9 protein-coding genes and 1 pseudogene are annotated in these 12,812 nt (G+C 35.9%); 5 read left to right on the top strand and 5 right to left on the bottom strand.

The genetic code is table 11. The features are described 5' to 3' along the window. Positions 1-20: 20 nt before the first annotated feature. From CCAND38_RS03185 to CCAND38_RS03175, 3 genes are all read left to right on the top strand, one after another. Entirely contained in the window at positions 21-3,254 is a 3,234-nt protein-coding gene (locus CCAND38_RS03185) for a SusC/RagA family TonB-linked outer membrane protein (RefSeq protein ID WP_042343861.1), read from the top strand. 21 nt (positions 3,255-3,275) lie between these two features. Continuing rightward, a complete protein-coding gene (locus tag CCAND38_RS03180; protein ID WP_042343860.1) occupies positions 3,276-4,844 on the top strand; it encodes a RagB/SusD family nutrient uptake outer membrane protein in 1,569 nt (522 codons plus the stop codon). A gap of 324 nt (positions 4,845-5,168) precedes the next feature. Next, complete coding sequence (locus CCAND38_RS03175) at positions 5,169-5,543, top strand: hypothetical protein (protein WP_042343859.1); 375 nt, start codon at positions 5,169-5,171, stop codon at positions 5,541-5,543. 385 nt (positions 5,544-5,928) lie between these two features. On the opposite strand, the gene map is transcribed toward CCAND38_RS03175, so the two are convergent. The 5 genes from map to CCAND38_RS03150 all read right to left on the bottom strand — a co-directional run bounded on the left by map (position 5,929) and on the right by CCAND38_RS03150 (position 10,905). Then, on the bottom strand, positions 5,929-6,735 hold the full coding sequence (gene map / locus CCAND38_RS03170; protein WP_042343858.1) for a type I methionyl aminopeptidase: 807 nt from the start codon (positions 6,733-6,735) through the stop codon (positions 5,929-5,931). A gap of 68 nt (positions 6,736-6,803) precedes the next feature. Beyond that, positions 6,804-7,460 (bottom strand): DNA alkylation repair protein, encoded by a 657-nt coding sequence (locus tag CCAND38_RS03165; RefSeq protein WP_042343857.1) that lies wholly within the window; start codon positions 7,458-7,460, stop codon positions 6,804-6,806. Positions 7,461-7,561: 101 nt separating this feature from the next. Further along, on the bottom strand, positions 7,562-7,927 hold the full coding sequence (locus tag CCAND38_RS03160) for a hypothetical protein (RefSeq protein WP_042007694.1): 366 nt from the start codon (positions 7,925-7,927) through the stop codon (positions 7,562-7,564). Between the two features lie 54 nt (positions 7,928-7,981). Further along, complete coding sequence (gene pgi, locus CCAND38_RS03155) at positions 7,982-9,601, bottom strand: glucose-6-phosphate isomerase (RefSeq protein WP_042343856.1); 1,620 nt, start codon at positions 9,599-9,601, stop codon at positions 7,982-7,984. Between the two features lie 5 nt (positions 9,602-9,606). Next, the gene (locus CCAND38_RS03150; protein ID WP_042343855.1) at positions 9,607-10,905 is read right to left on the bottom strand and encodes a M23 family metallopeptidase; all 1,299 of its coding nucleotides are present in this window, start codon (positions 10,903-10,905) and stop codon (positions 9,607-9,609) included. 308 nt (positions 10,906-11,213) lie between these two features. On the opposite strand from CCAND38_RS03150, the gene CCAND38_RS03145 reads away from it, so the two are divergent. Together CCAND38_RS03145 and CCAND38_RS03140 are read left to right on the top strand one after the other, a co-directional pair. Then, positions 11,214-12,509, top strand: a complete 1,296-nt coding sequence (locus tag CCAND38_RS03145; RefSeq protein WP_042343854.1) for a TolC family protein — start codon at positions 11,214-11,216, stop codon at positions 12,507-12,509. Positions 12,510-12,596: 87 nt separating this feature from the next. Next, positions 12,597-12,812, top strand: a pseudogene (locus tag CCAND38_RS03140) (efflux RND transporter periplasmic adaptor subunit); the annotation flags it as partial.

Genomic DNA, 12,812 nt, shown 5'->3' with positions numbered 1-12,812 from the left:
TAATTTAAAAAGGATAAAAAATGAGAGGAAAATTAATTTGGACACTGTCATTGTTTTTCTTCGCGTTGCAATTTGTGTTTGCACAAGAAAAAACAATCACGGGTATGGTAAAGGATGAGTCTGGTCAACCTTTATTAGGTGTTACAGTTACGATTAAAGGAACCACACGTGGCGTAGCGACCGACTTTGATGGAAATTATTCTATCAAAGCGAAGGCAGGAGAGGTGCTTCATTTTGTCGCTTTAGGAATGAAGCCTATTGATAGACCAGTTTCGGCATCTACTACCAAAATAGACGTAATCATGGAAGAAGAAGCGGAACAGTTGGAAGAGGTGGTTATTGTTGCTTATGGAACTGCTAAGAAACAGTCCCTAGTAGGTTCACAAGCTATGGTTTCGGCTAAACAATTAGAAACAAGACCAATCACTAACCTTACAGCAGCCTTGTCAGGTATAGCACCTGGTGTTCAGGTAACTACCTCTAGTGGGCAACCTGGAAGCTCAAGCGACATTCGTATTCGTGGGTTCGGTTCTATTAACGCAGGAAGCGATCCTATATACGTTTTAGACGGATCTATATATAGAGGGGCTATATCTGATATTCCTAGTCACGACATTGAAAATATATCTGTGTTGAAAGATGCGGCTTCTACATCTTTGTATGGTTCAAGTGCGGGTAATGGTGTCGTTTTGATTACAACTAAAAAAGGTTCTTCTAAAGCTAAAAATACTCCTATTATTACATATACCAATAACATAGGTTTTTCTAAAGAAGGTCAAGAGCATTATGAAACAGTAGGGGCGATGGATTATTACCCTTTGCGTTGGCAACAATGGTTTAATGAATACAAATATTCACGTAAATATACCGATGAACAAGCCGCTGCTGCCGCTAATAAAGATGTACTTGATGCTTTTAGATACCAACCTTATGCAGGAATAAAGTCATACTATCAGTATGATAGTACTAACAATATGTGGAATTTAACTACAACACCAACTTCTACAGATAGCTATCCAGCTTTGGTACTTGCTGATGGGAAATTAAATCCTGAAATCACAGGGCTTTTATGGAATGATGATTTGGATTGGGAAAAAGCTTTATATAGAACAGGAGTAAGAAATGAACATAACTTGAGCGTCAATTACGCTACAGATAAGCTTAAGAGCTATATGTCTGTAGGATACATAGATGAACAAGGATATCGAATAAAATCAGACTACCAAAGAATTTCAGGGAGACTTAATTTAGATTATGATGTAAGGAAATGGCTTTCTGTAGGATCCAATTTAGCATACACCAATAGAAAAAGTAATTCTCCTACAGCCACTGGTGGACAGCTTAGTAATACATTTAGCTTTATAAGAACCATAGCACCCATTTATCCTATCCATAGACATAATGATGACGGAAGTTATATGATAGACAATAAAGGCAATAAGGTTTTTGATTATAGTAAAGATCGTCCTTTCAGACCCAATTTTAACCCTATCCTCTTATCAGAGTTAGATTTGCTTGCTTCTGACAATAATTCATTTGTTTCAAGAAGTTATGCAGAAATAAAGGTTATTCCTGAATTGAAATTTAGAGCAAGCTATTCCCACGATTTGTTACAATATACAACACGCGAACGATACAATAACGTATTAGGTGATCAACCTGATGGTTTGTTTGAAATTTACAACTATAAAAATAGTACCACTACTTTTATTCAATCGTTAGAGTATGACAAAATGTTCAATAAGCATCATTTTAATGTACTTTTAGGACATGAAAGTTTTGATTATAAGCGATATAGCAATACATCCTCAAAAAAAGGAGTTGTATTTCCTGGTGTGGATGAGCTTTCAAACTATAAAGATCCCGCCTCTTTGACATCAGTAACTGATAGATATACCAAAGAAGGTTATTTTGGAAGAATCAATTATAACTATTCTGATTTATATAACCTTTCATTATCGTATAGACGAGACGGAACCTCACGTTTTCATCCGGATCATCGTTGGGGAGATTTTTGGTCAGCTGGAGCAGGTTGGCACGTGAAAAATCAACTATTGAAAGAAGTTAAATGGATTGATAGACTGAAATTGAGAGCTTCTATAGGACAAACTGGGAATGATGCGGTTAGCTCATACTATGCCTATCAGACTACATATTCAATAGTGCGTAATGGTGAAGATTTAGGACTTCGCATAGGTAATTATGCAAATCCGAATTTGGTTTGGGAGAAACAACAAAGTACTGATATTGCTCTGGAGTTTGGTTTTTTTGATAGATTAGAAGCCTCCTTAGAATTGTTTGACAAGAGATCTAAAGACTTGATTTTTTCTTTTCCGCTTCCTACCTCTACAGGAGTTGGAAGTATAGACAAAAACATTGGTCAGATTCGTAATTATGGAATTGAAGCCGATTTGACTTTTCATATTTTTAAAAGCAGAAATTTCAGATGGAATATAAACGTAAACGGTACTGTACTCAAAAATAAGGTTCTTGAGCTTCCTGAACATAACAGAAAAGAAGGGATAGAAAGTGGGTATCATAAGTATCTAGAAGGGTCTAGTATATATGATTATTATTTAAGAAAATGGGCAGGAGTTAATCCTGATGACGGGTTCGCTATGTATGTTATTGATGCAGAAAGATACCCTGATAAGGCAGATCCTAACAGTCCTAATTTCGAAGGTATTGATAAAACAGGAGAAAGAGCAAAATACACAAGAAATGCTGATATTGCCAAAAAAGAATTTGCTGGATCCGCTATTCCTGACTTGTACGGAGGAATCTCTACAAACTTAAGTTGGAAAGGATTTGGTTTAAATATGCACTTTTCTTATCAAATTGGAGGTAAAGGGTTCGATGGAGGATATGCTTCGTTAATGGGAAGAAGCCTCAGTGGAGGTAATGCTTTACACGTAGATATGAAAAAAGCTTGGACAAAAGAGGGGCAGGTTACCGACGTTCCGCGACTTGATTCTGGGCATTATGGGCAATTTGATTCACATTCGGCAGATAGATTCTTAGTTTCCAGAACGGCACTTATGCTCAAAAATGTGTCATTGACCTATACATTACCAAGCGATTTGGTAAAAAAACTTGATGTGTCTAATATTCGTATTGGGGTATCTGGAGAGAATTTATTTTTATGGTCTAAACGTAAAGGATTTAACCCTATGAGTAACTATGGAGGTGTTACAGGATTAAATTCCTATAATTACGCTAAAATAGTAACATGTAGCTTTTTGATTTCTCTATAATAAACTTTTAAACAAATAAAGATGAAAAATATAGTTAAAATAATAATGTTGTTAGCCCTTGTTTTTACAATGAGTTGCTCTAAGGATTTTTTAGAAACTAGTCCTTCGAGCTCTATAGGTCAAAAACAAGCAGAACAAACAGAACAAGGAGTGGAGGCTATTTTGCAGGGTTTGCATAGTATGGTTTATTCCTACAATTTTGGACAAGGTTTCGGTCTTGGACAACCCTCAATGGCTGTCCAACTAGATATTATGGGAGACGATGTAATTAATACACTTCCTGCTATTTACATGGAACAGTATAGATATACAGGTAGTATGACGGCAAGCAATGACAGTCATATAAACTACAAAGCTTGGGATTATTATTATACCATCATTCAGCACGCTAATAAATTGCTCAATGGACTTGAGAACTTAAGTGGTCTATCATCGGAAACAAAAGCAAATCTGTTAGGTCAAGGATATGCATTTCGTGCTTGGGCTTACCATAATTTAGTTCAACTTTTTGGTAAGCGTTACCAAAAAGGGGGAGCTAATGATCAATTAGGAGTTATCATCAGAACACCTGATAAGTTAGAAGATCATTTACCACGCTCAACCGTGGCAGAGGTTTATGATTATATTCAGGCAGATATGACAAAAGCCTTAGAGTATTTAAAAGATGTGCCTAATAGCGGTAAAAAGAATGATTTGCGCTATGCGACTGTTTGTGGTATCGCAGCGAGGATAGCTTTGAGTAAAGAAAATTGGGAGGAAGCCGAAAAATATGCAAGTTTGGCTATTGAAAAATCGGGTGCTTCTTTACAAACAGGTAAATCATTATTGAATGGTTTTAATGATATTAATGCTACCGAGTGGATGTGGGCTTATAAGCAAGGCGCAGACCAAAATTTTTACTACAATGGTTTTTTTGCTCACTATTCATATAACTTTAATTCTTCAAGGATAAGAAGTTTAAAAATTGCCATAAATAGAGATATTTATGATGATATGGGAGAAAATGATGTACGTCGTAAATGGTGGGTTTGTTTGGATAGAGGAGATAAAATACCTTCGGATGCCTATGATTTATATTTTAGAGGAGGTGTAAATAATCCTAATTGGGAAATTACAGGTCAATCAATAAAGTTTAAAGCTCTTTCGGCAACAGATAGTAGAGGTGATGTGGTTGTTATGCGTTTAGCAGAAATGTATTACATTAAGGCAGAAGCAGAGGCACGTCAGTCTAAAGAAGCTCAAGCAAGAGAAACCCTCAATAAAATAATGATAACAAGAGATCCTGATTACAATACGATTGCAACAGGTGATGCTTTGATAAATGAGGTAATGCGTAATAAACGTATCGATTTATGGTTGGAGGGACAAAGATTCTTCGATATGAAACGATTAAAAGAAGTGCATAATAGAGTAAATTCAAAGAACATAACACGCTATTTACGAGGTTCTAGGAAGCAAACAGCAATTAATCGAAATTCAGGAGAATTTGTTCAAAATATTCCGACATCGCCGGATAGCAAGTATTGGCAATTTGCTATACCTTATGGAGAAATAAAAGGAAATCCTCTTTGTGAGCAAAACGAATTATAAATAATACTCCTTATTAGAAGTAAGTGCGTACAGTAAAAAAGGAAGTTGCCCGAAAAGGGCAACTTCTTTTTTATTTTAAAACGCTGTATGTTGCTTAGGATATCAAAAACATCTAAACCATACTAATTTTTAAAACTCTGATTTTCATCAAAAACAAACCTAAAAGACTTTTATTCAACATAAATTAATAACGGAAAGAAAATGTTAAAATAAAACTGTTAAAATACATTTTTATCACGCTTAATTTTAAAATAAAAATTAAAAAACAAAACTTTGGCACGATTGTTGTGTTTTATTTATCGTATAACATAAAACTATAACAAAATGAAAAAACTAATTACATTTTTAGGTATGATTTGCCTATCGGCAGTATTGTTTTCTTGCAGTAAGAGTGATGACCCTGCTGACAATGACATCTTTGTTGGTACCTACAAAGGTAGTATCGGTTATAAGAGTAGCGATGGAGAACAGAACTCTGACAAAGGCTCTGTAACAGTAGCCAAAGTAGGAGATGACTACTATTTCAGATTTTCTGACGGGATTGAAGACCTTTCGGGCGTAAAGATGCAAAAAGGAAACAACAATCTAATAAACATTGATTTAGAGGAGGGATTAAAAGTCATTCGCATTACGGCTTCAACTCTGATAATCAAATACTCGAAAGACGGAAAAACTTGGACAGCAAACGCAAGTAGATAGTATTTAATCACCCTAAAAAGGTCATAAAATCTTTTTTAGGGGGATTATTTATATTGCCAGAAGCAAATGGACTCATTACAAAGGTAATATAAATATGATTTCTATTTGGGGTTGAGCTGTAGTTACTAGTAATATATTGATGGCATCGCCTAGAACGCAACTTTTACAAGGGCGTAATAGGCGATGATTTTGTTATAGGAGCCTTGTAGTGTTTTTGAGTACAGTAATAAAAACTCTGCAGGGTTTTGAGCATAAATACATAAACCTTTGTCTATTTTTAAGCAAAACCTAATTAATTGTAAATTAGTTGATTACGTCTTTTAAGGATGGTTGTTTATCCTTTATTAGTACTAAAAAACATAGTTCAGTTATTTTCAGATAACGCCTATGAGAATTCGAATTCCTTTTCTTCATCACTTTCAATACCCAGAGCTTCATATATGTATTTGAAGGTAGAAAGTAACTTTGGTTTTCCGTTTACGATGGCAACATTATGTTCGAAATGAGCCGATGGTTGTCCGTCAGCGGTTAGGATCGTCCATTTATCTCTAAGTTGCTTTACTTTGTGTGTTCCCATGTTTACCATGGGTTCAATAGCCACAACCATTCCATCTCGGAATCGTTTTCCATTTCCGCGTTTTCCATAGTTGGGCATTTCCGGATCTTCGTGCATTTTTTTGCCAACACCATGTCCCACGAGCTCTCGGACGATGCCATATCCGTGTCTCTCGCAATGGTTCTGAATAGCAAAACCTACATCTCCCACGCGATTTCCAGTTTTGAACTCTCGTATACCTACGTAAAGAGATTCTTTAGTAACTTGCAAGAGTTTCTTTACCTCATCAGATATTTCGCCAACGGCAAAAGTATAGGCGTGGTCTCCATAAAAACCGTTTTTTAATGCTCCACAATCAATCGAAACGATGTCACCCTCTTGCAAAGGTATGTTGTTTGGGATACCGTGAACTACTTGAGCGTTTGGACTGACGCATAAGGTGTTAGGGAATCCATAGAGCCCCAAAAAACCAGGAACTGCCCCTTGGCTTCGGATATATTCCTCTGCGATTTTATCTAATTGCAGGGTCGTAATACCTGGTTTGATTTCTTTTGCTAAAACGCCCAAAGTTCGTGAAACCACCTGAGCACTTTCTCTCATTATCTCAATCTCTTCTAAAGTTTTGATGTATATCATGTCACCAATAATATATTTATGTAAAAAATAGTTTAAAAATTTGTGTAAATTCAAAATATGTTTATGATTTAAATGTATTTACAGGCTTCTCTGACACTCAATTTTGTCATTTTAGATTCGTGTCTTTTAATGAAATCGCGTACCCACTCTGGATTAGTTTTGCTGTAATCCCGAAGAGACCATCCAATGGCTTTATTGATAAAAAATTCCGTTTGTCCGAGGTTATTTACTATGATTTTCTCTAATAAATCTGTATTAGTTTTTTCCTTTCGGAGCAGTTGATGGTCAATTGCAATACGTCTTAGCCAAAAGTTATCGTCAACGCTCCATACGAGAAGAGTATGATTTAACTCAGGGAACCGCAGTGCGATACCTCCGATAATTCTATCCAGTTGGTCAATCGAGTCCCACCAAGATTTACGCAGTGCCAAATCCTTAAGTTTTGGAATGTCCGCGAGAGTAAGGAACTCTTTTTTCAAACCCAAATAATCCAAAGCAAAGTACTGTAGTTCTCGATATGGATTCTGCCAACATTGTTCAATAAGTTCCCAAGCAATAGCATTATCTTTTTTAAGTGTAGCGAGAAAAGGCTTTGTAATTTTCTTGCGAATGGGAGATTGTACCCCTAAGAAAAGAAAATTATTTTTCATATACCCACTCATTTCCTTGGCTTTTTGTTCGTTGGAGTAAGTTTTGAGTGTTTCGAATATCGAATTAAATAACATATTATCTTGCTTGTGAGATAATAAACTTTGTCAAATCTTAATTACAGAGGATTTGACAAAGTTTGTTGAATTTTTCTAAAAAGATAATAAAGCGAAATTGTTTATCCTTTCATGTAAGTAGTTCCTTTATAGCTAATTCTTGAACCAGACTCCCAAGTAAATACATATTCTGTATTCTTTCCTTGGGCATCTGTCAACGTAATCGTGTAATGCTTTTTGTTTTCAGATGTTTGTTTCGTAACTCGAATTGCTTTAGAGTCTATTTTTCCTTTGTAGCAATCATCTGCTTTTTCGTTTTCTTTAAAGCAAAAATCATTCGTTTTAAACATAATTCTTTTTTTTCCATCAAAAGTATACCATTCCCCTTGTATCCAATCTGGTGGAGCTATCGCAACGGTACTATCCGTGTCTTTTCCACAAGCAACAAAAAAAGTTGCTATCATGAATAAGAATAAATTTTTTTTCATACTATATAATTTGTTAAAATTAATACGATATAAGTGGTATTGAAGCGTTAAAAATTATTTTTTAAACGCTTGTAGCAGAGCTTCTGTAGAGCTGTCATGTTGTGAAATGTTCACAGTTTCAATATCTTTTAAGATAGTGTTTGCTAACTGTTTACCAAGCTCTACGCCCCATTGATCATAGCTGTAGATATTCCAAATAATTCCCTCTACAAAAATTTTATGTTCGTACATAGCGATCAAAGCTCCTAAACTTTCAGGAGTTAATTTCTCAATTAAAAAGGTGGTAGTAGGCTTATTTCCTTCAAAAACTTTGAAAGGTACAAGACTTTCGTTCACGTTGTTACCCATTTCAGAACGTACTTCGGCTTCTGTTTTGCCTTTGAGCAACGCTTCGGTTTGAGCAAAAAAGTTGGCCATAAGTTTGTTGTGATGGTCTGTGTTTCCGTAAAGCGATTCTTTAAATCCGATGAAATCCGTAGGGATTAATTTTGTACCTTGGTGAATAAGTTGAAAGAAAGCATGTTGTGAATTCGTTCCGGGTTCGCCCCAAATGATAGTTCCTGTTTGGTAATTAACCGCTTTGCCGTCACGTCCTATGTATTTTCCGTTACTTTCCATGATGCCTTGTTGCAAATATGCGGGGAAACGGTGTAGATATTGTGTGTAAGGAATAATTGCTTGACTTTCTGCGTGGTAGAAATTGTTATACCATACACTCAAAAGGGCAGTAATCACAGGGATGTTATTTTTAAATTCTGCAGTTCTGAAATGCTTGTCCATTTTGTTAGCTCCTTGTAGTAGTTTCTCAAAATTGTCATAACCTACTGAAAGAGCTATTGTTAAACCTACCGCACTCCATAGAGAAAAACGTCCCCCAACCCAGTCCCACATAGGGAATACATTTTCCGAAGCAATACCAAACTCTGCAATTTTCGGCAAATTCGTCGATACAGCCACAAAGTGTTTTGCAACATCTTCCTGTTTTGCTGATTTCAGGAACCATGCTTTAGCGGTAGTTGCGTTACTAAGAGTTTCTTGTGTTGTAAAGGTTTTTGAAACAATCACAAAAAGTGTTGTTTCAGGGTTAAGATGTTTGATAACCTCCATCACGTGGTCACCGTCTACATTGCTGATAAAGTGTATGTTCAGCTGATTTTTGTAGTATTTCAATGCTTCACAAACCATTACAGGCCCTAAGTCAGAACCTCCAATACCGATATTAACCACATCGGTGAAGGCTTTACCCGTGAATCCTTTGCGTTTTCCGGAAATCACATCCTCTGAAAACTGTTTCATTTGTTTTTTGACAGAAATTACTTCTGGTAGAACATTTACTCCATCTACTTGAATGTTGCTATTCTCATCAGCACGTAACGCTGTGTGTAGTACAGCTCTTTTTTCGGTAGCGTTAATAAGATCTCCTTCAAAATACTTGTTTATAGCGTCCTTCAGTTCGCATTCCTCAGCCAGTTGTAGTAATAGCTCAAGAGTTTTCTCATCAATTCGGTTTTTGGAATAATCTACCAAAAAATCGTTCCAGTTTATTGAAAATTTGAAAGCTCGTTGAGCATCTTTTTCGAAAAGAGTTTTGATGTGAATGTTTTTTACTTCTTCAAAATGAGCTTGTAATGATTTCCAAGCCTTTGTTTGCGTAGGGTTTATATTTTTTAACATATCTATTATAATTGTGTAACCTGATTTTGTTCTTCCAATGAAATTTCTAATTTTTCTTCTTCGACCTTGGTTGCTGTCAAAGCATCTAATTGTTGTTTTAATGTACTGATATCTTGCAGATATTTTTCTTTCAAACGTTCATCCATAGGGATTGCTTCTGGCATTTTTTCTTTTAGAGGATCAACTTGTTTTCCGTTTTTCCAGAAGCGGTAGCACACATGAGGCCCTGTCGCCAGTCCTGTACTTCCTACATTTCCAATAACGTGTCCCTGTGGCACGTGTTGTCCTTTTTTCACTAAAATTTTTGACATGTGCAAATATTGTGTAGTATAGGTGTTATTGTGCTTGATTTTTACGTAGTTACCATTTCCTCCGTTGTATCCTGCTTCGATAACCGTTCCAGCAGCTGTAGCTCGGATAGGAGTTCCGTGAGGTGCAGCATAGTCCGTACCGAAGTGATTTTTCATCCTATGCAAAACAGGGTGGAAACGCATTCCAAAACGAGAGGTGATTCTAAAAATTTCTAAAGGAGCTTTTAAAAACATACGTTTCATTGTATTCCCTTTTTCATCATAGAAATCTCTTTTTCCAGAAACTGAATCCGTTACGTAGTTAAAAGCGTAGTAAGGAGTTCCTTTGTGTTCAAAGTATGCTGCCTTGATGTTTGCTACTCCTGCATAGATGGAATCTTCAACATAGCGTTCTTCGTAGATGATTTTGAAGTTATCCCCTTGTTGCAAATGGAAAAAGTCGATGGTATAATCAAAGATTTGCGACAAATTAAAGGCTACGTTGTAAGTCATTCCTACGTCTAAAGCGGACTCAATCAAACTACTTTTAATATAACCAGCTTTTTCTTTTTCAACAAGCGTAATAGCTCTTTTTTCATTTCGAACCGAAACTGAATCGGCCATTTGAATTACATAGTATTCCGTTATGGAAGGTTCGTAAACGAAACTGTGTAGCTTTTCAGGATTTTTCTTGTCGAAAAGTAAGGCGTACATTTTACCAACACGTAGCGTTCGAGGGTCAAAAGTCTCTTTGATTTTATTGGAAATGTTGTGAATTTCAACGGATTGAATGTTGTGACTTTGTAGAATCTTCCCAAAGGTGTCGCCAGATTTTAGAGTGTCTTTAACGATAGTGTAGTCGTCCAGATTGAATCCATATTCAATAACAGGTAGCTTTTCAACAATTTCCTCAACAGGTGTTGGAGCAGGAGTAGAGGAGTCATCACAACCCCAAGCCAGTACAACGGTTAGAAGTAAAAATATATTTCGCTTTAAAATCTTTTTTCGTGCCATTAGAATTAATATTTTTGGTAAAAAAAATAAATCAAAATCCGTATCATTCCTATTATTTTTAATTTGGAATAATCGGAATGGTCAAAGGTGGAAAAAAAAACCGAAGTAAGCAAACCTTTTGTGAGTTTTTTAGGAAAATAGTTTTTGTGACAGACATGCGTAATCTGTAGATATATCTGACATTTGCAAAACACATCCAAATAACATGTTGTATATCAATGTTTTGAGGCTGAAACTTAAAAAAAACGCTCAAAAAACATCTTTATTTCAAAAAAATGTAGTACTTTGGGCGAGCAAAATCATGTAGCATGAGAAGATTTATATACTTATTTTTGTTTCCTGCATTGGGATATGCCCAAACTTTATGGACGTTGGAAGATTGCATTAACCACGCTTTGGAGAAAAACATTTCTATCAAACAATCTGAGATAGACCTCAGTGCTTCAGATGTGGATAAGTTACAAGCTCGTGGGGCATTTGTACCTTCTTTAAATTCAAATATGACCTACAGTTTGAATGAGGGAAAGAATATCAATCCTGTGACCAACCAATTTGAAAATACATTTTTTCAATCGGCATCAGGAGGAGTAAGTATGGATATGACTCTTTTTGCTGGTTTGCGAAATTGGCGACAGCTCAAACGGGCTGAACTTGGCAGAATGGCGGCTCAGTACAACCTCGAAAAGATGAAAGATGATATTGTTTTGATGGTTATCAATGCTTATTTGGACGTACTTTCAAACAAAGAGCAATTGAAAAACCTAAAGATACAGTCCAAAATATCAAAACAGCAGTTGGAACGTACAAAGGATTTGATTGAGGCAGGTTCTTTGCCAAAGGGAGATGTGTACGAAGCTGAATCACAAGTGTTTGCACAGGAACAGCAAATCATTGCTACCGAGAATATGTTGTTTATATCCAAAATGGGATTAGCTCAACTGTTGCTTTTGAAGGATTATCAAAATTTTGAAATCGCAGATACTTCGTTTGATGTGCCTATTACGGACGTTCTGTCAAAGAATCCTAATGAGATTTTTCAACGAGCTAAAGAGGTAGTGCAGGATATTAAAATCGCTCAAGCCAATGTGGAGTTAGCAGAAAATAGCCTAAGATTATCAAAATCAGCTTATTCGCCTCGTTTGGCTGCTCAATGGGGATACAACACTCGTTGGTCAAAAAGCCAAGCTCAGAATTTTTTGGATCAACTGGATGCTAACAAGGGTATGTACGCGGGTTTAGGACTCTCTATTCCAATTTTAAATGGTTTTTCAACCAAAAGCAATATCAAAAGGCAACAACTTAACTTGCTCAAAGCCGAATGGAATAAAGAACAGGCAGTATTGAACTTGGAAAGAACAGTCTATCAAGCATATACAGATGCGTCGAATGCGAGAAAATTGTTCGAAGCTTCCGAAAAAACAATGCAAGCAAAAGAACAATCCTATCTCTATTCAAAAGAACGACACGATGTAGGGTTGATGACTACCTTTGATTTTAACCAAGCAAAAACACAATATGAAAATGCTGAAAATGAATACATTAGAGCGAAGTATAAATATATTTTCAAGATAAAAGTGTTGCAGTACTATTTTGGCGAAAAATAAAGTATGGATGATTTAGCTTAAATCTGAGAGATGTATAATTTCTCGGATTTCCCTAATTTACATACCTTAAATAAAAAAAGAAACTATATGAGCAAAAAAACGATTATTATTGGGGCAGTTGTTTTAGGAATTATACTCCTTATTGTAGGAAAAAAAGCAGGTTGGTTTGGTGGTGAACCTAATGGAAAAGAAGTAGAGATTCAAAAAATAGCTTTAGCAACCCTGACACAAAAAGTGGCGGCTACAGGGAAAATACAACCCGAATTGGAAATAAAAATCTCGTCAGAGGTGTCGGGAGAAATT

It is taken from the genome of Capnocytophaga canis, assembly GCF_000827555.1.
GTDB lineage: Bacteria > Bacteroidota > Bacteroidia > Flavobacteriales > Flavobacteriaceae > Capnocytophaga > Capnocytophaga canis.
This window is presented reverse-complemented; position numbering and strand designations above follow the sequence as displayed.

What these genes read in the sequence shown, in the direction of transcription:
- CCAND38_RS03185 (WP_042343861.1), top strand. Translation starts at nt 21, where the DNA reads ATGAGAGGAAAATTAATTTGGACACTGTCATTGTTTTTCTTCGCGTTG.
- CCAND38_RS03180 (WP_042343860.1), top strand. Translation starts at nt 3,276, where the DNA reads ATGAAAAATATAGTTAAAATAATAATGTTGTTAGCCCTTGTTTTTACA.
- CCAND38_RS03175 (WP_042343859.1), top strand. Translation starts at nt 5,169, where the DNA reads ATGAAAAAACTAATTACATTTTTAGGTATGATTTGCCTATCGGCAGTA.
- map (WP_042343858.1), bottom strand. Translation starts at nt 6,735, where the DNA reads ATGATATACATCAAAACTTTAGAAGAGATTGAGATAATGAGAGAAAGT.
- CCAND38_RS03165 (WP_042343857.1), bottom strand. Translation starts at nt 7,460, where the DNA reads ATGTTATTTAATTCGATATTCGAAACACTCAAAACTTACTCCAACGAA.
- CCAND38_RS03160 (WP_042007694.1), bottom strand. Translation starts at nt 7,927, where the DNA reads ATGAAAAAAAATTTATTCTTATTCATGATAGCAACTTTTTTTGTTGCT.
- pgi (WP_042343856.1), bottom strand. Translation starts at nt 9,601, where the DNA reads ATGTTAAAAAATATAAACCCTACGCAAACAAAGGCTTGGAAATCATTA.
- CCAND38_RS03150 (WP_042343855.1), bottom strand. Translation starts at nt 10,905, where the DNA reads ATGGCACGAAAAAAGATTTTAAAGCGAAATATATTTTTACTTCTAACC.
- CCAND38_RS03145 (WP_042343854.1), top strand. Translation starts at nt 11,214, where the DNA reads ATGAGAAGATTTATATACTTATTTTTGTTTCCTGCATTGGGATATGCC.